This is a genomic window from Aquitalea sp. ASV15 (genome assembly GCF_016429115.1).
GTDB classification, from domain to species: domain Bacteria; phylum Pseudomonadota; class Gammaproteobacteria; order Burkholderiales; family Chromobacteriaceae; genus Aquitalea; species Aquitalea magnusonii.
Genome location: NZ_JAELTZ010000009.1, coordinates 24760 through 44673, shown reverse-complemented (window position 1 = coordinate 44673; position 19914 = coordinate 24760). Strand labels below are relative to the sequence as shown.

The window sequence follows — 19914 nt, the reverse complement described above, 5'->3', positions numbered from 1 at the left end:
CAGGTGATGATGTTACAAGGGTGGCAAATAGTCCTTGGAGTGCTATGGTTGATCGCTGAACATTTCATCTGCATTCGATCAGAAAGGATGCCCATGCGCCCCTCCATGGCACTGAAGATGAAGCGTGTCGCAGTACGTGAAACAGTGGCCCGTTTTCCGACTGCCAACCCGCGCGTTTTTGGTTCGGTAGTACATGGCACCGACCAGGAAGGCAGTGACATCGACTTGCTGGTGGATGTCTTGCCTGGCGCAACGCTGATCGATCTTGGCGGCCTGCAAGTGGAGCTGGAGTCGCTGCTCGGTCTGCATGTCGACCTGCTGACCCCTGCTGATCTGCCATTGCAATTCCGCAACCAGGTACTGGCTGAGGCGCAGCCGGTATGAGCGCAGACTACCGCTTACCCGATTACCTTACGCACATCCGGCAGGCTGCCAACTAGCACCACCACACCGACGTGCCCACGGGTCCCGGCAGGTAGCCGCAGGCCATGCTTGTGGGGTGGCCTTGGAGGTGAAAGAGGGCTTGGCCAGGCAAGCCCTCTTTCCCGTCCGCCGCGCGGAAGCGGCAGGTAAAACATCATCCTCGGGAGCGGATGCAAAGCCTGTTTTACTTGGCAATGGCAACCCGATTTTCCTCCAGCCCCACTGCGTTTAACTTCGCGGGTCTCGCCCCGCCGGCGAGGTACTTTGCTTTTGCTTCGCCAAAAGAAAGTACCCAAAGAGAAGGCGACCCGCAGCGCGTCGAATTCCCGCCCCAGCCATCCCGCCCAGGGCGCGGCCGGAACTTGCGGCGCGCTAATGTCGCGCCGCTGCGGACAGCCGACCGCTTAATACCCTGAGCGGCAAGTCTGGGCCGGCTTGCGCTGACGGGACCGGTTACTACCCGCAAAGGTTTTAATAAGGAAAATCAGAGAAATTCGCGGGAAATATGGGCTAAACCAGATGTCACCAGTGGCCATAAAAGAAACCACCGCACCAACGCGCCCACGGGCCCCGTCAAGCATGCCGACGGGTGGCCGGGGCGAGGTTTTAAGCGCCTGCTTTGTCTGAGCGATTTGACGTTAGCAAATCGCGAGTTCAGGCGCGCCTCGGCTCGGTCGGGTCCCGGCGGGCAGCCGCAGGCCATGTTTGTGGGGTGGCCTTGGAGGTGAAGGAGGGCTTGGCCAGGCAAGCCCTCTTTCCCGTCCGCCGCGCGGAAGCGGCAGGTAAAACATCATCCGCGTGAGCGGATTCTTGCCCTTTGTGCATCAACAGCGGCCCTTAAAAATCAAAGACAAAGACAACTTCGCGGGTCTCGCCCCGCCGGCGAGGTACTTTGCTTTTGCTTCGCCAAAAGAAAGTACCCAAAGAAAAGGCGACCCGCAGCGCGTCGAATTCCCGCCCCAGCCATGCCGCCCAGGGCGCGGCCGGAACTTGCGGCGCGCTAGCGTCGCGCCGCTGCGGACAGCCGACCGCTTAATACCCTGGGCGGCACGTCTGTGTCGGCTCGCGCTGACGGGACCCGTTCCCCTCGACAGAGGTTTTAATGGGGAAATGAAAACAGGATGTCGGGACGATTGCCTAGTGATAAATACAAGTCGGTGTGATCTGAGAAACCACCGCACCAACGCGCCCATGGGCCCCGTCAAGCATGCCGACGGGTGGCCGGGGCGAGGTCTTAAGCGCCTGCTTTGTTTGAGCGATTTGACGTTAGCAAATCGCGAGTTCAGGCGCGCCTCGCCGCGGTCAGGCCCCGGCGGGTAGCCGCAGGCCATGCTTGTGGGGTGGCCTTGGAGGTGAAGGAGGGCTTGGCCAGGCAAGCCCTCTTTCCCGTCCGCCGCGTGGCAGCGGCAATGCAAAGCATCATCCGCACCGCGGATACAGTCTCGACCTGCACATCTTGCCAGTGTTTCTGCGGCCATCTAACCTTGCCGCTCCCGGCCGCGCTGTTTAGCCTTGACGCGTTGCACCTCAACAGCGCAACCGGGTTTGGCGACCTGACATTATCCGGATTGGAAATCATCCATCACCGCATTGACGGAGACTCGCCATGTCCGCAGACAACAAAACCACGCAGCCCCCACCACCCCTCACCCTCTACTACCTCGGCAAACCCGTCCGCCTGCTGCTGCACCAACAACACGGCTACCTCGCCGCCGCCGACATCAGGACGGTGATCGGCCCACGCCTGGGAAAACACATCCAGCAGCAACTGCACCCGCAAAGCCACTGGCTGCCCCGGCGCGGCCATGAACAAAAACTGCAATGCTGGCCATTGCCCGCCCTGCAACACACCCTGAGCCGCAGCCGCCAACCTGCGGCACAGCGCCTGCTGCGCTGGCTGAACCGGCAAGTCCTGCCGGCGCTGGCGCAGGGCAAGCTTGCCACCCCACGGCTGGAACAGGCGCTGGCCCTGTCGGTTGAGGCCGGCCAGCATATCAGCCATGCCATCCTGCGCGCGGTACTGGAACAAGCACAAGGCTGGCAGCATTCGCACTGGCTGCTGACACTGCACTACACCCCGCATCACCGCTCTCGCCATGCACATGGGCGCCTGCTGGCACTGGACTGCCAGGTGCAGCCCTTGCAGGCGCTGGCCAGGCAGATTGCCCGGCCCAATGGCTTGTCGGCCAATAATGTCGACTTGTTGAGACTGGCAGCAGCTTGCCATCAGCAGCTGGCCCGGCGCATGGAGAAGCGGGCGTGGCAGGTACAGGCGGCGGAGCAGGGGGTGTCCGCGCCATCGGATTGAGGGCTGGCCGGCCATGGCTGTGCCTGCATGCCGCGTCCCGCTCCGGCCCTGCTGCGCAGGTGGTGGAGGGGGCGCTCCGTCCATGCCCCATCCCCAGCTGGGCTGGTTTATTGCGCCGATCCGAGCAAATGGCTGCGCAAGCTGGTGTCGCGGCTCTTGGCACTCAGCCAGATGGCAAAAAAGGACCGGGCAAAATCGGCGTCCTTGATCGCCGCGGTCATCCGTCCGTTGTGGTAGAAATTCACCCCCACGCCCGGCAGATACACGCCGGTCAGGCTGTCGCCCATCTCGACCTCATCAATGGCCTGCTCCAGGGCTGCTCGCCAGGCGGCCAGCTTTTCTGCCGGCAGGGCGGCACCCTGGATGCGCTGGATTTCATCCAGGCTGGTGTTGATCAGGCGTGATTTGGTGATGTGGTGGTGATAGGTCAGGCTGAGCGCAAAACGGTGGGCGGGGTCGAACGGCTTTTCCGCCACCCATAGCCTGGCGGTGTAGATCGGCATGCCAAGAAACTGGTAGTCACCCTGTCCGACCAGCAGGGCGGGGGTGATGTCCTGCGACCAGTCGGCATGGGCAGGGCTGGAACACAGCAGTAACAGGCTCAAGAGCAGGCTACGTGGCAAGGGCGGCTCCGTCGTCGAACAAACAGGGCATGAATGAACCGGTCAGCGTTGATGCGGCCGGTCGCCACAGGCTAACGCGCTGTTGTGACAGTCTGCTTGCAGCCGGCCATTTTGCCTTGTCTGCCCAGGGCCGGGTGGCTGATCCGCTGCAAAAACACAGCGTTCAATATCCTGGCATTAAGCGCGGGCGGCTTTCCCCTTACACTCTAGTCTGAGTCCATTCTTTGATCCCACCATCTTCCCAGTGCAAGGGCCCCGTCATGACCGACCTTTCCGTCTATCCGATTACCCGCAAATGGCCAGCCAGCCACCCGGACCGGCTGCAACTGTATTCGCTGCCCACTCCCAATGGCGTGAAGGTATCCATCATGCTGGAGGAGTGCGCTTTGCCGTACGAGGCGCATCGGGTCAGTTTTGACAGCCAGGACCAGTTCAGCCCGGAATTCCTGTCACTCAATCCCAATAACAAGATTCCGGCGATTCTGGATCCGCATGGTCCGGGCGGCCAGCCGCTGGCCTTGTTCGAATCCGGCGCCATCCTGCTGTATCTGGCCGAAAAAACCGGTCAATTCCTGCCGGCCGATCCGGCGCGGCGCTATGAAACCATCCAGTGGCTGATGTTCCAGATGGGTGGGGTGGGGCCGATGTTTGGCCAGCTGGGTTTCTTCCATGCCTTCGCCGGCAAGGAGTACGAGGACAAGCGCCCGCGCGACCGCTATGTGGCCGAGTCGCGCCGTTTGCTGGGGGTGCTGGACGCGCGGTTGCAAGGGCAGCACTGGATCATGGGCGATGACTACACCATTGCCGACATCGCCATCCTGCCCTGGGTGCGTAATCTGGTGGAGCGCTATGGCGCGGGTGATCTGGTGGGCTATGGCGATTTTGCCGAGGTGCAGCGCGTGCTGGCGGCCTTTGTCGCCCGTCCGGCCGTCGGGCGTGGGCTGCTTGTGCCGTAGCCTGGCTGATTTTCCACTCCGCGCATCGCAGTGCAAACAAAAATGGCCCGTGCGGGCCATTTTCATTGCGCAGGTCGGCCCGGCGCTAGCTGCGTTTGACCAGCCTGACCATCAGCAGCAGCACCACGGCGCCAATGGTGGCGACGATGATGCTGCCCACCATGCCGTCGCCCGCTCCTATGCCCAGGCTGCGAAACAGAAATCCTCCCAGGTAGGCACCGATGATGCCGACCACCATGTCGCCGAACAGGCCCAGTCCTTCGCCTTTTACCAGCAAGCCGCCCAACCAGCCGGCGATGATGCCGACCAGCAGAAACCAGATGAGATGCATGTTTTTCTCCCTGTGTGTCCGGGTTGTCTTGACCCGATGGCAGCAGCCTAGCAGGCTGTCGGTTTGCTTGCAATATTTGAAAACAGTTATTGCTATCTGTTTAATGTGCTGGCGTAAAAAACCGGGGAAGCCCCCGGTTGTGCTGGCTGCTGTGCGCTGCCCGACGTCGATACCGCGCCTGGCAGGCCGGCAGCGGGCATGGGCTGTTACAGTGCCGGCATGCTGTAGCCTTCGATCTTGGCGGCTTGTACCAGGCCAGCCAGGTATTCATGCATGGCCTTGTTGCCGGCCATCTGGGTCAGGTATTGCTGCAGGCGTTCCTTGATGTCGTCAAAGCCGATCTGGCCGCCCTGGGTGCGTTCGTTGACCTGGATGATGTGATAACCGAACTGGGTCTGTACCAGGTTCGGGGTGATCTGGCCGGCTTCGGTGCTGAATACGGCTTGTTCGAATTCCGGCACCATCTGGCCACGGCCAAACTGGCCGAGGCTGCCGCCTTGCTGGCCGGACGGGCAGGTGGAGTGTTCACGGGCCAGGTCGGCAAAGCGGGACGGATTGGCTTGTACTTCGGCCAGCACGCCTTCGGCCTTGGATTTGGCCAGCATATTGCCCAGCTCGTCGCCGGCACCCAGCGGGAACAGGATGTGGCTGGCCACGGCGGATTCGCCGCTGGCAAAGCGTTCCGGGAATTCGTCGTAGAAGGCGCGGCAGGTGGCTTCGTCCACCGGCTCTACCTGGATTTCCTTTTCCAGCAGGGCGCCGATGGCGGCGTTCGGATTGGCAGCATCCAGGCCTTCGGCCTTGGCTTTTTGCAGCAGCAGTTCGCGCAGGATCAGTTCTTGTACGGTGGCATCGCGCGGATTGGGCGCGTCTGCGTGGTTTTCCTGTTCAGCCTGCACCATGGCTTCGGTGATTTCGACGCCGTTTACGATAATGGCCATGTGATTTTCCTGTGTGGGAGGGTAAGTGAGACGCTGCAAAATGTACGGCGTAGTGAAGTAGGGCATTAAATGGGGCTGCGGGGGCGGATGTCAATAGTGGCTAGTGATTCCGGCGGTGTTTGCTGCAAATTGCTAATCATTGTTAATGCTGCGCCCGGCTTATTACAAAAACACATTTGCTGCGGCCAGCTTAAGCAGCAGTTCATCCGCGGGCGTTTCAATGTCGGGTATCGCAAGTACAAGGATGCCGGGCATGTATCGATTCCGCTGGAAAACCCACCCTCTTGCCACAGCCATGCTGCTGATGGCGCTGGCCTTTCTGTTGTGTCACGCGCTGACTATCCCCTGGCCGGACAATTACTTTGCCTGGCGGCATGAGCTGATGCTGCTCAGCGGCGTCGAGCTGATCATGCTGATGTCGCTGGGCATGCTCTTGGGCATGCGTCCGCTGTGGCTGGAAAAACTGTGGGGCGGGCTGGACAAGCTCTACGGCTTGCATCGCCGGCTGGGTATTGCCGCCGGGCTGATGCTGTCGGCGCACTGGCTGCTCGACCTGTCGCCGCGCTGGCTGATCCAGCTGGGACTGATTGCACCCAGGGTACGGCATGCCGGCCCACATCTGTTTTCCTGGACGGTGCTGGCCAAACAGGTGGGCGAGTGGGCGGCCTGGGCGGTGCTGGGCCTGGTGATCATCGCCTTGCTGCGCATGGTGCCGTATGGCTTCTGGCGCAAGCTGCACAAGCTGTTTGCCCCGGTATACCTGATGGGGGCTTTTCATAGCGCCATCCTGATTCCGCTGTCTTTCTGGTGGACGCCATTGGGCTGGCTGCTGGCCTTGCTGCTGCTGGTGGGGGGCTATGCCGCGCTGCTTTCCCTGCGGCGCAAGGTGGGCAGCCTGCAACGGCACGTCGGCATCATCACGGCGGTGGAGAGTTTGCCGGGCAATATGCTGGAGCTGCGTTGCGCCGTGCCGCGCTGGCCCGGTCACCAGGCCGGTCAGTTTGCCCTGCTGCAGCTGGATGCCGCGGAAGGCGCCCATCCCTTCACCATTGCCTCTGCCTGGCAGGGGCAGGGTGAGCTGCGCTTTGTCATCAAGGCTTTGGGCGATTACACCCGCAGCTTGCCTGGCCGGCTGCAGCCGGGGGCCGAAGTGGTGCTGGAGGGGCCGTATGGTGGCTTTACCGGGACACGGGACGGACTTGCCGCGCAAGGCGCCCAAGTGTGGGTGGCCGGCGGTGTGGGGGTGACGCCCTTTCTGGCCTGGTTGCAGGCGCAGTGGCAGCCACTGCCCGCGCCGGTGGATTTCTTTTATTGCGTGCGCCATGCCGGTGAGGCCGTCAGGCTGGACGAGCTGCGCCATGCGTGTGCGCGGCTGGGGGTACGACTGCATCTGCTGGAAAGCGCGCATGGCCAGCGCCTGACTGCGCAGGTCTTGCCGGCGACGGCGGCTGATGTGTGGTTTTGCGGGCCGGAGGGACTGGGGCAGAGCCTGCAGCGCCAGCTGGCCAGTCGCCCGCAGCCGCCGCGTTTCCACCACGAGGCGTTTTCGCTGCGCTAGGCGTGGGGGAGGCGGCTAGAACAGGTCGATATCGCCGCTGGCGACGGTAGCCTGCGCGACGAAGCCCTGCTGTTGCAGGGCTTCAAACTGGTTGACCTGGTTGCGGCCATGGGTTTTGGAGTGGTACAGCGCCTTGTCGGCGCGGTCGATGACCTGGGCAGGTACAAAACATTGGTCGAGCCGGGTGAAGCCTATGCTGACCGTGACCTGCCCCACCTGCGGGAAGGGCTGATTGGAGATGCGCTCACAAAAGCCTTCCAGGATGGCCTGGGCCTTTTCTGCGCTGACCGCGCGGAACAGGATGGCAAATTCCTCGCCGCCATAGCGGTACAGGCCGTCTTCTTCGCCAAAGAACTGCTGCATGCGTTGTGCCAGCATCAGCAGTACCTCGTCGCCGATGATGTGGCCGTAGCTGTCATTGACCTGCTTGAAGTGATCGATGTCCAGCAGGGCGAGAAAGGGCAGCCGGGGCAATTCCGCATGCTGGCTGGCCACCAGGGTGTAGAGCTGGGCATCGAACTTGCGGCGGTTGTTCAGCCCGGTCAGCGTATCGCTGTCCGAGGCGTGCAGCAGGTTGAGGAAGTTTTCGTGAATGCGTGCCAGTGCCAGCAGCAGGGTGTGGTCGACTGCCGTGTCGTGATTGGGCGTGAGCATCAGCAGCGCCACCACCTGGTTGACCTGGTAGAGCGGCACGCACAGGCCGGTTTCGGTCTGGTAAACCGGCTGGCGTTCTTCCTGCTGCAGCAGGATGCGCAGTATCTTGCCGCCGGGCAAGGCCCAGGGCGGGTTTGCCTGCCCGGCCTGGTCGGACTGGTCCAGCTGGATGCGCCACCAGGGATGGCCATCGATCCAGCGGCAGCTGTAGAGCGCCACGGTGCAGTCGGGCATCAATTCGCGCAGCGTGGTCAGCAGGCTGACTTCCAGCGTCTTGCGTTCGCGCTGGGCCGTCAGCTCGACCAGGCTGTCCAGTATTTCCGGGATGGGAGAGCCTGTTGGCATGGTGTCCGGGGTGGTCCTGCTCATTTTGATGGTGGTGGCCGGCTCGCAGGCGGCATTCATGACAAGGAGATGAATGCAGTATATGCACGGCAGGCGGGTTTTTCCATGTCGGGGACGGCCATCTTGCAAGCCTGGCCGTCCCGCTTTGCTTCAGCTGCGACCGGTACTGCCAAAACCGCCTTCGCCGCGTTCGGACTGGCTGAAATCATCCACCAGATTGAACTGCACCTGTACCACCGGCACGATGATCATCTGGGCGATGCGCTCCAGCGGTGCCAGGCGGAAGGCGGTATGGCCGCGGTTCCACACCGACACGAACAGCTGGCCCTGGTAGTCGGAATCGATCAGTCCCACCAGGTTGCCCAGCACGATGCCGTGCTTGTGACCCAGGCCGGAGCGCGGCAGGATCATGGCGGCGAGCTTGGGATCGGCAATGTGGATGGCCATGCCGGTGGGCACCAGCTGGGTTTCACCCGGTGCAATCAGCAGGTCCTTGTCGATGGCGGCGCGCAGGTCGAGGCCGGCGGAGCCGGGCGTGGCGTAGTCGGGGAGGTTGTCGTGCAGGCGCGGGTCCAGCACTTTGACGTCTACAACAGGTTTCATGATGGTTTTCCTGCAATAAGGAGTGGGCAGGCAGGCGCGCTGGCCTGCCTTGTCTAGGCATGTCGTCCGGAGGTTGCGACTCAGCGGTTCAGCAGGGCGGCCAGATGCTCGACGATGGCCCTGGCCACGGCAGGCTTGGGCATGTCCGGCAGCGCATGCTCACCGGCATCATCCAGCAGCACCACCTGGTTGCTATCCGCACCCATGGCGTGTTGCGCCAGATTGGCCACCAGCAGCGGCAGCCGTTTTTTCTTGCGTTTGCGCTCGGCAAACTCCAGCAGGTTCTGGCTTTCGGCGGCAAAGCCGACACAGAACGGTGCCGCCGGCAGGCTGGCGACGGTAGCCAGGATGTCCGGGTTTTCTTCCAGTTCGATCTGCGGCAGGCCGGCTTCTTTCTTGATCTTGTGCGCGGAGCGGTTTTTCACCCGGTAGTCCGCCACGGCGGCAACCGCGATGAAGATGTCGGCCCGGCCCACTTCCTGCATCACGCTATCGTGCATCTGGCGCGCGCTGTCGACATTGATGCGCGTCATGCCGATGGGGGCCGGCATGCCGGTCGGGCCGGAAATCAGCGTGACTTCGGCACCGGCATCACGGCAGGCGCGCGCCAGGGCATAACCCATCTTGCCGGAGCTGATATTGGTGATGCCGCGCACGGTGTCGATGGCTTCATAAGTGGGGCCGGCGGTCAGCACCACCTTTTTGCCGGCCAGGCTTTTGGCCGCGAAGAAACTTTCCAGCATTTCGGCGAGGTCTTCCGGCTCCAGCATGCGGCCTTCGCCCACTTCGCCACAGGCCTGCTCGCCGGAGGCCGGCCCCCATACCGCCACGCCGTCGGCGCGCAGCTGGGCGACATTGCGCTGGGTGGGCGGGTTCTGCCACATCTGGCGGTTCATGGCCGGTGCCACGATCAGCGGACAGGTCCGGGCGGCCGCCAGGGTGGACATGAGGTCGTCGCTGACGCCATGCGCCAGCTTGTAGAGCAGATTGGTGCTGGCCGGGGCAATCAGGAACACATCGGCGCGGCGCGACAATTCGATGTGCGCCATGGCGTTGTCCGGGCGCGGGTCCCACAAATCACTGTAGACGGCATGGCCGGACAGGGCCTGAAAGGTAAGCGGGGTAACAAAACGGGTGGCTGCCTCGGTCATCACCACCTCGACCTGATGGCCGGCCTTGACCAGCAGGCGGGTCAGTTCGGCGGCCTTGTAGGCGGCAATGCCGCCGCTCACGCCAAGCAGGATGCGTCTGGCTGTCATGGGGCTTCTCAACGTGCTGTGCAGTAAAGGCGAAAGTGTACCGGATTTTGTCCGGAGCCGCGCTGCGGCTTGCAACTGGCCCTTGGCAAGGCGGGGCCCCGCCAGTGGGATGGATATGATGATTGCCGACTGCCTGCAAACAGGCTATAGCCAGAGTAAGGGTGACACATTCATGTCCATCAATGATTGGCCGCTGGCCGAGCGGCCACGCGAAAAACTGTTGGCACAAGGTGCCGCGGCGCTGTCGGATGCCGAATTGCTGGCCATTTTCCTGCGGACCGGCATCCGCGGCATGACGGCGGTGGACATGGCGCGGCAGTTGTTGGGGCAGTTTGGTTCACTGGCGGCACTGCTGGGGTGTCGGCTGGCTGATTTCCAGCGCTGCCCTGGGCTGGGTGCGGCGAAATATGCCCAGCTGATGGCATGCAAGGAGCTGGCGCGGCGTGCGCTGGCGGAGGAGATGAATCTCAGTGATGCGCTGCAAAGCCCGGCCGCGGTAAAGGATTATCTGCGCTGGGTGATCGGGCGGCGTGATGTCGAGGTGTTTGTGGTGCTGTTCCTGACGGCACAGCACCGGGTGATTACGGTGGAAGAGGTATTCAGCGGCACCCTGACCGAAACCAGGGTCTACCCGCGGGAAGTGGCGCGGCGCTGCCTGCAGCACAATGCCGCCGGGGTGATCGTGGCACATAATCACCCCTCGGGCGTGGCAGAGCCGTCGGCGGCGGACCGCAGTCTCACCGACAGCCTGCGGGCGACGCTGGCGCTGGTGGATTGCCGCCTGCTGGACCATTTCGTGGTGACTGGCAGCCAGGCGGTGTCGTTTGCCGAACTGGGCTGGTTGTGAAGGAGGATGCGGACCGGTGTTGCGGCGGCCTGACAGTGCTGCGGTAGCTGACGGGCGCATCGGATGGATGACTGTCGGCTGTGATCTTCTCTCAACTGCATCACAAGGAGCTTGCCATGAACATCCTGCGCTTGCTGAATGAGTCGGATTACATTCAGGTCAACAACCAGTTTATCAAGCCGGACCAGCACGGAGCCTCGGAAGAGTTTGCCGATGAGGACGATGTGGTGCTGGAGGCGCACCTCGATGGCCATGACCTGGTGCTGACGCTGGGCGATCTGGAAGATGCCACGCCGCTGGCGGATGGCGGCTTCTGGCTGGAAGGCGTGGGTTATCTGCGCTTCCTGTCGCGGCAGAGCCTGCACTGATGTGCACTGCGGCCCCGCTGGTCTGCCTGCGAAACCCGGACTGTTCCGGGTTTTTTGTGCCGGCTTGGCGGCTGGCTGCATGCAGTTTGATTTGTCTCAAATCCGCGCGGGCTTGGGACTGCTAGAGTGTCGGCTCTTATTCTAAAGGCATAATCTGCCGCATCGAGGGTGACATGGAAAAATTCAGGATCGGCATGATAGGCGCGGGTGTGACAGGTGCCCCGCTGCTCCGGCAACTGCTGGATGCCCCGTTTGTCGAGATGGTTGGGGTGGCTGATCTGGATTTGCGTCTGCCCGGCATCGAACTGGCTCGTGAACGGGGTGTGCCGGTGACCAGCAATTTCATCGAGATCGCCGAGCAGGGCGATCAGGTCGACATCATCATCGACGTGACCGGCTCGCGCAAGGTACGTGAGGACTTGCGCCGTTTCATGCAGTTTTCCGGCAACAGCCACACCGTGATCGTGCATGAGCGCATTGCCTTGCTGATGATGTCGCTGGGCGCGGGCAAGCAGGTGGAGACCCAGCACGAGGAATTGGGCTACTGAGCCCCGCCAACACACGCCCGCGGCGGCTGCTGCTTGCCGCTCCGCTGCGGGATGTTGTGAGCGGCGCCGAGTGCGACTGCCTGAGCAGTAAACTGAAAACCCGGCCATGGCCGGGTTTTTGCATGGCATGAGCGGCGACTGCCTCAGCCGAAACCCCGCTGTTGCAGGCTCAGGTACAGCATGCCGGCGGTGATGGCATCGTTCAGGGCGTCATGGCGTGGCAGGGCGGGGATCTGCAGGTCTTCGTTCAGCACGGACAGCCGCAGGTCGATGTAGGCTCCGGGGTTCTGCTTGAACTTGTAGTCGTAATAGCGACCGGAGATTTCGATCTGGCGATTGGGCAGGCTGATGCCGGTGATGACGCGCACGTATTTGTTGAGCACTGCGACATCGTATTCCAGGTAATAGCCCACCAGTGGCCGGCCGCCGATGAAGTCCAGCAATTGCCGCACGGCGGTGTCGGCATCCAGCCCTTCGGACACGTCCATTGGCCGCAGGCCGTGGATGCTGATATTGCGGCTTTCCAGCTTGCGCGTGGGTTTGACCAGCACATAAAAGGACTGGCTGGACAGGATGCGGTTGCCGCGCAGCCGCACCGCACCGATGGACAGCAGCTCGGCCTCCTGCACCTTCAGGCTGGTGGTTTCGCAGTCCACGCTGACCACTTCTTCATCCAGTTCCTCGAACAGCGTGGCATAGCGCGGGTCTTTCAACTGGCGGCGCTGCCATTGCCGCTTCAGCCGGGCCAGCATCAGAAGCTCCCCAGGCGGAAGTGGTGGCGCAGCTGGGCGCGGAATTTCTTTACCACCCCCAGGGCATCCTTGAGCAGGTCGCGTTCCAGCGTGGAGAGCTGGTCCGGCTCGATCTGGTTGCCCGGCAGCTGGCCCAGCGACAATTGCTGCAGGCCCTGGCTGAGCTTGAGCGTGAGCAGGAAGGACAGCGCTTCGGCAATTTCGCTGGCCAGTTCCTTGTCCAGATGGCCGGCTTCGGCCAGGGCGTGCAGGCGGTCGAAGGTATTGCACTGGCTCAGGCCGTGTTCCAGCGCCAGTGAGCGCACGCCATGCACCAGCGGGAAGATGCCGCCTTTTTTCAGGTCGAGCACGGCCTTGCCGTTGCGCTCCTTGGTGAGCAGGTGGGAAAACAACCCCAGCGGGGTGTCGAACTGTTCGATGGCACGGGCGAAGCGCGAGAAGAAGCTGGCGTCGTCACGCAGCTGGCGCAGCAGGGCGTCATGGCTGCGTGCGAGCAGGCTGGCATCACCGGCCACGGCCTCGGCATCCACGTAAATGGCCAGATTCATCAGCGCCTGGCCGTCCGGTTGATACACCCATTGGTGGATCTGTTGCTGCAGCTGGCTTTCGCTCAGGCGCCAGGCGGCATTGTTGACCATGATCTGTCCCTGGCAGGGCGGGTAGCCAAAGCGGGCCAGGGCGGCGGAAAAGGCTTCGCAGATGGCGGGCAAGTCGGGGTGGTGGAAGCCGTCGCGCAGGATGAGGGCGTTGTCCTGGTCGGTTTTCAGTATCTGCTCGCCACGGCCTTCTGAACCCATCACCAGCAGGCAGCTGTTTTCCTGCAATGCTGGCGGGGCCAGCAATTGCCAGGTGCGGGCGAACAGCCGTGCGTTGAGGGTCTGCACCAGCCGCCCCAGTTGCGGGGCTTTCACGCCATGGCTGAACAGGATCTGCACCAGCCTGGTGATCTGGCCGGCAATATCGGCCAGCTCGTCCAGGGTGTCGGCCCGTTCCAGGCGCTGGGCAATCAGGTGCGAGTGATTGGAGAAGTAGGACAGGATGTCCACCTGCGACAGAATGCCGATGGCCTCGCCGTTATCAGTCACCACCAGGCGGCGGATATTGCGCCGGGTCATGATCAGCAGGGCATTGAACAGGAAGTCGCCGACATCGACGGTGAGCAGTTCGAAGCGGCACAGCTCGGCCAGTGGAGTGCTGCCGGGGATTTCCTTGAGCACGATGTCGCGAAAGTCGGTGGTGGTGAAAATGCCCAGCTTGCCGTCGTGACGCACCAGTACCGATTTGACCTTTCTTTCCTTCATGACGCCTGCCGCTTCGCGCACGCTGGTGTGGCCATCGACAAACACCGGGGTGCGGCTGCCTACATCGCGTACGGTGGCCGTGAGCAGGGTTTGCAGCTCGCGGTTGCCGGCACGCTGGGCCATGCTGCCGAATTTTTCCGACACGCTGGCATAGAAATACGCCCCAAAGCGCGGGTTCTGCTCGGTGAGTGCCAGCACCACATCGCGCGGCAGGGTATAGACCAGTGCCTCCTCATGTACCACGAAGCGGTGCGGGGTCTGGCCGGCCACCATGGCGCGGGCGTCGAAGGTATCGCGCTCGCGGTACAGGGTGATGACTTCGTCGTCGGCCATTTCCCGCACGCTGCCCTTGAGTACCACATACAGCGCCTCCACCCGTTCGCTGGGACTGAGCAGGCATTCCTCGTCAGCAAAAAACTGGATGTCGGCGTTTTTTTCCAGCGTTTGCTGCTCGCTGGGGCTGAGGGTGTCGAACGGCGGGTGGCTGAAATCGAATCGGCTCATCTGTTCTTCCTGTGGCGCTATTGTTATCCATGGCTGCGAGAGGGACTTTGCCAGCAGCATAACGCGGAAGTGGCGAGGCGCAAATGTGAAAAAGCCGTTTCTGTCGGGAAACGGCGCTGGTGCTGTGGCGTGTGGCTGCGGCTCAGTGGCTGCCGGAGCTGACCAGCAAGGGCGCTCCGTCGCGGAACAGCAGCAGCTGGCCGGGTTGCAGCTGGGTCCAGCTTTCATTGTCGGTCAGCGGCTGGGTGGCCACCACCGCCACGCGGTCGTGCGGGGTGGTGACGGTGGAGAAATCCACGGTGACGTCGTCGTCCACCAGGTGTGCCTTGTTGAACGGTGCCTGGCGAATGATGTAGTGCAGATGCGTGGCGCAGTGGGCAAACAGCACTTCGCCATTGCTCAGCATGAAATTGAATACGCCATGCTGGCGGATTTCCGCGGCCAGGCGGTCGATCTCGGCAAACAGCTCGTCCAGTTGCGGCGCGCTGCACCATTTGCTGCGCAGCTGTTCCAGCAGATAGCAGAAGGCGCGTTCCGAATCGGTGCTGCCAACCGGATTGAAGTGGCAGCCGGCTTCTGGCTGGAAGGTTTTCAGGTCACCGTTGTGGGCAAATATCCAGTACTGGCCCCACATCTCGCGCATGAAGGGGTGGGTGTTGGCCAGGTTGACCTCGCCCTGGGTGGCTTTGCGGATGTGGGCGATGACGTTTTGCGACTTGATCGGGTAGTTGCGCACCAGATGGGCGACCGCCGATTCCACCGAGGGCTTGTCGTCCAGAAAGATGCGGCAGCCCTTGCCCTCGAAAAAGGCGATGCCCCAACCGTCGGCATGGTGATCGGTCAGGCCGCCGCGGCGGTGAAAGCCTTCGAAGGAAAACAGGATGTCGGTCGGGGTATTGCAGTTCATGCCTAGTAGCTGGCACATGAGGTCATTGCTCGCAAATTGGGGTGTATCGGGTGTGACAGCCAGTCTGGGCGCGCCATCTGGCCTGTTCCGAGCATAGTCGATTCGGGCTGGAGCGACAATTGGCAGGGTGAAATCCTTGCGGTTTATTTGATGCATTTGCTTAATTGACAAATTAAAACTTGAACATGCCGCGGCCGCGATATAAAATTTTACTAAATACTATTTAAATAAAATATTTAATATCAAGCGTGGCAACAATGAAGCGAAACCGCATGTCCAGCCTGCTGCTCGGCTTGTGCATGGCCAGCAGCCTGATGGCGGAAACCCCCCTGTGGCAGCAAGCCGACTACGTGGCTGCCATTCTCAAGGCCCGTGCCGGTGAGCCGGCTGCGGCGCTTGCCATGCTGGAAAAACAGCGCGCCGCTGCGCCATTGCAGGGCAGCCTGCTCGACGATTACCTGACCTTGTTGTGCTGGAGCGGCCGGCCTGCCGATGCGCTGGCCAGCCTGCCAGCCTCGCATGCTGGCTTGCGCAGCGACACCCTGGCCGTGCTGGCCCGCGCTGCCCGTGACACCCGGCACTATCCGCTGGCGGTAGCGCTTTACCAGGCCCTGTTGCAGCGTGAGAGCCGTGCCGACTGGACGGCCGGCCTGGCCATGGCCCAGGCCGAGGCCGGACAGATGGTGGCTGCCAGTCGCACGCTGGATCAGGCAGAGAGCAGCGTGCCGGCCGGCGATGGGCGCGAGCTGCTGCGCGCGCGCGCCTATGTGCTGATCCAGGCCGGGCAGCTGACTGCGGCGCTGGCCTATCTGCAGCGCATGCAAACCCAGTATCCGGACGATGTGCCGCTGCAAAACCTGCTGGTCGAGGTGCAGCTGCGGCTGGGGATGCCGGTGCAAGCCATGGCTACACTGCGCCAGCAAGCGCAGCCCGATGCTGTGCTGCTACGCCAGGCCGAGCTGGATCAGGCCGCCACGCTAAGCCGCTGGGGCCACATGCAGGAAAGCCTGCAAAACGGCATGGCGCGGCATGGCCAGACCGATGCCGCACTGGCGCTGAACCAGCAGCTAATGGATGCACTGCCCGCTGGCGACAGCGTCATGCGCCAGCACGTGCTGGACGACCGCTTGCAGATGCTGACCCAGCGTGGCCGCTTTGCCGAGACGATTCAGCTCTACCAGGCGCATCCCGGTCTGTCCTGGTCTGCCTATGGTCTTGCTGCGGTGGCGGATGCCTATCTGGCACAGCGCCAGCCGCAAGCCGCCGTGCCCTTGTACCGCGCGGCCATCCGTAGCAATCCCGGTGCGGACGAGGCGCTGGACTGGCGCAGCGGGCTGGTGTACGCCTTGCTGGAGAGCAATGACTTTGCCGGCGTCCGCAGCGAGCTGGCCGCCATGCGTGCGGCCACGCCGCGTGTGCGCAGCAATGCCGCCGGCCAGCGCAGCTTCAATCCGGATTACCAGCGGGTCATGCTGCTGGACGCCATGCTGGCCGCCTATCAGGACCAGACCCGCGCCGCCTGGCAGCAAGTGGCAGGGCTGCTGCGCGATGCCCCCTTCAATACCGAACTGCGCCAGAACCAGGCAGCGCTGGCCTTGCAGCGCGGCTGGCCGCGCCGTGCCGGTGACATTTACCGTCGCTTGCAGGTGGATGATCCGGCCTCGCTCGAGGCCCGTGCCGGGCTGGCCAGCGTGGCGCTGGATAGCTGGGAATATCCGCAGGCGGCCAGCCTGCTGGGCGAACTGCGGCAACAGCGGCCGGACTGGACCGAGCTGGACAAGCTGCAGCGCAGCTACGACTGGTCGCAACGGCCACAGCTGACGGTGGAGGCGGGGCGCGACCTGTCTGGCGGCCAGGGCAGTAGCGAGCAGAATGCCTGGGATACCCTGTCACGGCTGTATGCCTCCCCCTTTGGCCACTGGCGGCTGTTTGCCCAGCATCAGCTGCAGCGGGCCAGCTATGTCGATCAGCCGGAGCCGGCCCGCTATGAAGCCGGTGGGCTGGGGCTGCAATACCGTAGCCTGCAGGGCAGCGGCGAGTTTGGCGTGCTGGCCGGGCTGGATGGCCAGCAGCAGGCTGGCGCCTTTGCCGGCTACAGCTGGACGCCGGATGACCAGTGGACTCTGGGTGCCCGCTACGAGCAGAACAGTGCCGACACCCCGCTCAAGGCACGGTTGAGCCAGACCCGTGGCAACAAGGCCGAGCTGCAGGCGGGTTACCGGGTGGATGACTACCGCCAGTTTTCCCTGCAACTGAGCCAGCTGTCGCTATCCGACGGCAATCTGCGCCAGTCACTGGGTGGTGGCTGGACCGAGCGCTGGTATGGTGGCCCGCTCTACAAGCTGGACAGCACCTTGTGGCTGGCCGCCAGCCACAATCGCGACACGCCTTCCGTCCTGTATTTCAATCCGCTCAGCGACAGCGAAGCCGACCTCACCATTACCCAGGACTGGCGCTTGTGGGGCCATTGCGACAACAGCCTGCATCAGCGGCTGGGGCTGACGCTTGGCACATACCAGCAACAAGGCTATGGCCGTGGCGGCGTATGGGGGCTGCTGCTGGAGCAGGAATGGCGCTGGGGCGAGCGGGCCAGCCTGCGCTATGGCTACACCCGGGTACGTCACCCCTACGACGGCCAGGCTGATTTTGGCAGCAAGGTCTATCTGAATATCGATTGGCGGTTCTGATGAAAACGAAACAATGGTTTTTGCTGATGTGCTTGGCCCTGTGCGCACTGTTGGCGCTGGCTGCACCGGTGCGGGCTGACTCCTCCCGCTTGATCATTCTCTGTTACCACGAAGTAGGGCAGCCGGATGCGCGCAGTGACGACCCCTTCGCCGTGGATGCACGCAGCCTGGTGCGGCAGATGGCATGGATGCGCGGGCAGGGTTATCAGTTTGTCAGCGTGGAGGATGTGCTGGCCGACCGTGCCGGCAAGAAGCCGCTGCCGGACAAGGCGGTATTGCTGACCTTCGATGATGGCTACCGCAGCGTCTACACCCAGGTTTATCCGGTATTGCGCAGCTTTCATGCGCCGGCGCTGATTGCGCTGGTGGGAAGCTGGCTGGAGGCTGCGGATGGCGAGCAAGTGCGTTATGGCGATGGCCTGGTGCCGCGCAGCACCTTTCTGAGCTGGGCGCAGATCCGCGAAATGCAGGCCAGCGGCCTGGTGGAGGTGGCCAGCCACAGCTATGCCGAGCATTTTGGCCAACGGGCCAATCCGCAGGGCAATAGCGAGCCGGCCCTCACCTCGCTGGCCTGGCTGGCGGGCAGCTATGAAACCCCGGAAGCCTACCGGGCGCGCATCCGTGCCGATCTGCTGCGCAACAGCACACTGCTCAAGGCCAGGCTGGGCCAGGCACCGCGGGTGATGGTCTGGCCCTATGGCAGCTATACCCGCGAAACGGCGGCCATTGCCGGCGAGCTGGGCATGCCGCTGACCATGAGCCTGGACGAGGGCATCAACACCCGCCAGACCCCGCTGGCGGGGCTGCGCCGGCTGTTACTGGACGCCAATATGAGCCTGGCCGACCTGGCCTGGCAGTTCCAGCAGCTGGAAACCTGGCCGGACGGCATACGCCCCGAGCCCAGCCGCATCATGCATGTCGATCTCGACTATATCTACGACCCCGATCCGGCGCGGCAGGAGGCAAACCTGGGCCGGCTGCTGGAGCGGGTCAAGGCCATGGGCGCCAGCACGGTCTATCTGCAGGCCTTTGCCAACCCGGAAGGCGATGGCGTGGCACGGGCGCTGTACTTTCCCAATCGCCACCTGCCGATGCGGGCCGACCTGTTCAACCGCGCGGCCTGGCAATTGCGTACCCGTGTCGGCGTGCGTGTCTACGCCTGGATGCCACTGCTGGCTTTCGACCTGCCGCGTGACAACCCGCTGCGCCAGCAAAGAGTGCTGGCACTGGGGCGGCAAGGGCTGCCGGAGCAGCAAGGCTATATCCGGCTGACACCGTATTCGGCCGAGGCTCGCCAGACCATCCGCGAGATTTACCAGGACCTGGCGCGTTCGGTGCAGTTCGACGGCCTGCTGTTCCATGACGACGCCACCCTGTCCGACGTGGAAGATGTCAGCGGCCCCGCCATGGCGGCCAACCGCGCCCTGGGCCTGCCGGATTCCTTACCGGCCCTGCGCCAGGACGAAGCGGCCCTGCAGCGCTGGAACGACAGCAAGATCAAGCTGCTGGACGATTTCACGCTGGAGCTGGCGCAAGTGGTAGGCACCTGGCAACCCACGCTGAAAACCGCCCGCAATCTCTACGCCGGGGTGGTGATGAACCCGGCCACGGAAAGCTGGTTTGCCCAGTCTTATGCCACGGCGCTGCAGCACTACGACCGGGTGGCCATCATGGCCATGCCCTATATGGAGAAGGCCGCGCAGCCGCGGCAATGGCTGCGCCAGCTGTTTGACAAGGTAAAGGCGGTGCCCGGCGCGCTGGATCGCACGGTGTTCGAATTGCAGGCACGCGACTGGCGTAGCGGCCAGCCGATTCCCACCCGGGAAATGGCCGAGGTGGTGGAGGAGCTGCATACCCTTGGCGCACGCCACATTGCCTATTACCCGGACGACCTGTTCCAGGACCAGCCACGCCTGGCCGATTTCAAGGCGGCCTTTTCCATGCGCAGCCACCCCGAACAATAAGGCCCGCCGGCCACCTGTCCCCAGCGCGGCGGCTG

17 protein-coding genes and 1 pseudogene are annotated in these 19914 nt (G+C 63.0%); 9 read left to right on the top strand and 9 right to left on the bottom strand.

Features of this window, described 5'->3' with window-relative positions; genetic code table 11:
• Nucleotides 1-93: 93 nt before the first annotated feature.
• A complete protein-coding gene (locus JHD64_RS05795; protein WP_199052565.1) occupies nucleotides 94-384 on the top strand; it encodes a nucleotidyltransferase family protein in 291 nt (96 codons plus the stop codon).
• A gap of 1645 nt (nucleotides 385-2029) precedes the next feature.
• A complete protein-coding gene (locus tag JHD64_RS05790; protein ID WP_199052564.1) occupies nucleotides 2030-2731 on the top strand; it encodes a hypothetical protein in 702 nt (233 codons plus the stop codon).
• Nucleotides 2732-2838: 107 nt separating this feature from the next.
• Here the strand turns inward: JHD64_RS05790 and JHD64_RS05785 are convergent, their stop codons facing one another.
• Entirely contained in the window at nucleotides 2839-3354 is a 516-nt protein-coding gene (locus JHD64_RS05785) for a chalcone isomerase family protein (RefSeq protein WP_146216022.1), read from the bottom strand.
• A gap of 260 nt (nucleotides 3355-3614) precedes the next feature.
• Between JHD64_RS05785 and JHD64_RS05780 the strand changes: the two genes are divergently transcribed.
• On the top strand, nucleotides 3615-4310 hold the full coding sequence (locus JHD64_RS05780; RefSeq protein WP_059287248.1) for a glutathione S-transferase N-terminal domain-containing protein: 696 nt from the start codon (nucleotides 3615-3617) through the stop codon (nucleotides 4308-4310).
• An 85-nt stretch (nucleotides 4311-4395) separates the two neighbouring features.
• Here the strand turns inward: JHD64_RS05780 and JHD64_RS05775 are convergent, their stop codons facing one another.
• Nucleotides 4396-4641, bottom strand: coding sequence for a GlsB/YeaQ/YmgE family stress response membrane protein (locus JHD64_RS05775; protein WP_059287247.1), 246 nt, complete (start codon nucleotides 4639-4641; stop codon nucleotides 4396-4398).
• A gap of 206 nt (nucleotides 4642-4847) precedes the next feature.
• Nucleotides 4848-5582 carry a peptidylprolyl isomerase gene (locus JHD64_RS05770; RefSeq protein ID WP_059287246.1) on the bottom strand — a complete coding sequence of 245 codons (735 nt, stop codon included), beginning with the start codon at nucleotides 5580-5582 and terminating at the stop codon, nucleotides 4848-4850.
• Between the two features lie 253 nt (nucleotides 5583-5835).
• Between JHD64_RS05770 and JHD64_RS05765 the strand changes: the two genes are divergently transcribed.
• Nucleotides 5836-7140: a ferric reductase-like transmembrane domain-containing protein gene (locus tag JHD64_RS05765; protein WP_199052563.1), complete on the top strand. Its 1305-nt coding sequence runs from the start codon at nucleotides 5836-5838 to the stop codon at nucleotides 7138-7140.
• Between the two features lie 15 nt (nucleotides 7141-7155).
• Here the strand turns inward: JHD64_RS05765 and JHD64_RS05760 are convergent, their stop codons facing one another.
• The 3 genes from JHD64_RS05760 to coaBC form a co-directional block, all read right to left on the bottom strand.
• Nucleotides 7156-8163, bottom strand: coding sequence for a GGDEF domain-containing protein (locus tag JHD64_RS05760; RefSeq protein WP_158527771.1), 1008 nt, complete (start codon nucleotides 8161-8163; stop codon nucleotides 7156-7158).
• Between the two features lie 126 nt (nucleotides 8164-8289).
• Entirely contained in the window at nucleotides 8290-8742 is a 453-nt protein-coding gene (gene dut, locus JHD64_RS05755; RefSeq protein WP_059286425.1) for a dUTP diphosphatase, read from the bottom strand.
• A gap of 80 nt (nucleotides 8743-8822) precedes the next feature.
• Nucleotides 8823-10001, bottom strand: a complete 1179-nt coding sequence (gene coaBC, locus JHD64_RS05750; RefSeq protein ID WP_199052562.1) for a bifunctional phosphopantothenoylcysteine decarboxylase/phosphopantothenate--cysteine ligase CoaBC — start codon at nucleotides 9999-10001, stop codon at nucleotides 8823-8825.
• 172 nt (nucleotides 10002-10173) lie between these two features.
• Here coaBC and radC point away from each other — a divergent pair, with 172 nt between their 5' ends.
• The 3 genes from radC (at nucleotide 10174) to JHD64_RS05735 (ending at nucleotide 11764) form a co-directional block, all read left to right on the top strand.
• Nucleotides 10174-10848, top strand: a complete 675-nt coding sequence (gene radC, locus JHD64_RS05745; RefSeq protein WP_059286427.1) for a DNA repair protein RadC — start codon at nucleotides 10174-10176, stop codon at nucleotides 10846-10848.
• Nucleotides 10849-10964: 116 nt separating this feature from the next.
• Nucleotides 10965-11216 (top strand): hypothetical protein, encoded by a 252-nt coding sequence (locus JHD64_RS05740; protein ID WP_059286424.1) that lies wholly within the window; start codon nucleotides 10965-10967, stop codon nucleotides 11214-11216.
• 173 nt (nucleotides 11217-11389) lie between these two features.
• Nucleotides 11390-11764, top strand: coding sequence for a hypothetical protein (locus JHD64_RS05735; protein ID WP_059286423.1), 375 nt, complete (start codon nucleotides 11390-11392; stop codon nucleotides 11762-11764).
• 143 nt (nucleotides 11765-11907) lie between these two features.
• Here the strand turns inward: JHD64_RS05735 and JHD64_RS05730 are convergent, their stop codons facing one another.
• The 3 genes and pseudogenes from JHD64_RS05730 to JHD64_RS05720 form a co-directional block, all read right to left on the bottom strand.
• Nucleotides 11908-12516, bottom strand: a complete 609-nt coding sequence (locus tag JHD64_RS05730) for a 3'-5' exonuclease (RefSeq protein ID WP_199052561.1) — start codon at nucleotides 12514-12516, stop codon at nucleotides 11908-11910.
• The gene (locus JHD64_RS05725) at nucleotides 12516-14321 is read right to left on the bottom strand and encodes a putative nucleotidyltransferase substrate binding domain-containing protein (RefSeq protein WP_199052560.1); all 1806 of its coding nucleotides are present in this window, start codon (nucleotides 14319-14321) and stop codon (nucleotides 12516-12518) included. Before JHD64_RS05725 ends, JHD64_RS05730 begins: the two co-directional genes overlap by 1 nt.
• 172 nt (nucleotides 14322-14493) lie before the next feature.
• Nucleotides 14494-15246, bottom strand: a pseudogene (locus JHD64_RS05720) (class II glutamine amidotransferase); the annotation flags it as partial.
• Nucleotides 15247-15500: 254 nt separating this feature from the next.
• On the opposite strand from JHD64_RS05720, the gene pgaA reads away from it, so the two are divergent.
• Both pgaA and pgaB read left to right on the top strand, forming a co-directional pair.
• The gene (pgaA, locus tag JHD64_RS05715; RefSeq protein WP_199052559.1) at nucleotides 15501-17915 is read left to right on the top strand and encodes a poly-beta-1,6 N-acetyl-D-glucosamine export porin PgaA; all 2415 of its coding nucleotides are present in this window, start codon (nucleotides 15501-15503) and stop codon (nucleotides 17913-17915) included.
• Nucleotides 17915-19879, top strand: coding sequence for a poly-beta-1,6-N-acetyl-D-glucosamine N-deacetylase PgaB (gene pgaB / locus JHD64_RS05710; RefSeq protein ID WP_199052558.1), 1965 nt, complete (start codon nucleotides 17915-17917; stop codon nucleotides 19877-19879). Before pgaA ends, pgaB begins: the two co-directional genes overlap by 1 nt.
• Nucleotides 19880-19914 lie beyond the last annotated feature (35 nt).

Bases quoted from the DNA above. Each gene is read 5' to 3' on its own strand.
- JHD64_RS05795 (WP_199052565.1), top strand. From the start codon at position 94: ATGCGCCCCTCCATGGCACTGAAGATGAAGCGTGTCGCAGTACGTGAA.
- JHD64_RS05790 (WP_199052564.1), top strand. From the start codon at position 2,030: ATGTCCGCAGACAACAAAACCACGCAGCCCCCACCACCCCTCACCCTC.
- JHD64_RS05780 (WP_059287248.1), top strand. From the start codon at position 3,615: ATGACCGACCTTTCCGTCTATCCGATTACCCGCAAATGGCCAGCCAGC.
- JHD64_RS05775 (WP_059287247.1), bottom strand. From the start codon at position 4,641: ATGCATCTCATCTGGTTTCTGCTGGTCGGCATCATCGCCGGCTGGTTG.
- JHD64_RS05770 (WP_059287246.1), bottom strand. From the start codon at position 5,582: ATGGCCATTATCGTAAACGGCGTCGAAATCACCGAAGCCATGGTGCAG.
- JHD64_RS05765 (WP_199052563.1), top strand. From the start codon at position 5,836: ATGTATCGATTCCGCTGGAAAACCCACCCTCTTGCCACAGCCATGCTG.
- JHD64_RS05760 (WP_158527771.1), bottom strand. From the start codon at position 8,163: ATGAGCAGGACCACCCCGGACACCATGCCAACAGGCTCTCCCATCCCG.
- dut (WP_059286425.1), bottom strand. From the start codon at position 8,742: ATGAAACCTGTTGTAGACGTCAAAGTGCTGGACCCGCGCCTGCACGAC.
- coaBC (WP_199052562.1), bottom strand. From the start codon at position 10,001: ATGACAGCCAGACGCATCCTGCTTGGCGTGAGCGGCGGCATTGCCGCC.
- radC (WP_059286427.1), top strand. From the start codon at position 10,174: ATGTCCATCAATGATTGGCCGCTGGCCGAGCGGCCACGCGAAAAACTG.
- JHD64_RS05740 (WP_059286424.1), top strand. From the start codon at position 10,965: ATGAACATCCTGCGCTTGCTGAATGAGTCGGATTACATTCAGGTCAAC.
- JHD64_RS05735 (WP_059286423.1), top strand. From the start codon at position 11,390: ATGGAAAAATTCAGGATCGGCATGATAGGCGCGGGTGTGACAGGTGCC.
- JHD64_RS05730 (WP_199052561.1), bottom strand. From the start codon at position 12,516: ATGCTGGCCCGGCTGAAGCGGCAATGGCAGCGCCGCCAGTTGAAAGAC.
- JHD64_RS05725 (WP_199052560.1), bottom strand. From the start codon at position 14,321: ATGAGCCGATTCGATTTCAGCCACCCGCCGTTCGACACCCTCAGCCCC.
- pgaA (WP_199052559.1), top strand. From the start codon at position 15,501: ATGTCCAGCCTGCTGCTCGGCTTGTGCATGGCCAGCAGCCTGATGGCG.
- pgaB (WP_199052558.1), top strand. From the start codon at position 17,915: ATGAAAACGAAACAATGGTTTTTGCTGATGTGCTTGGCCCTGTGCGCA.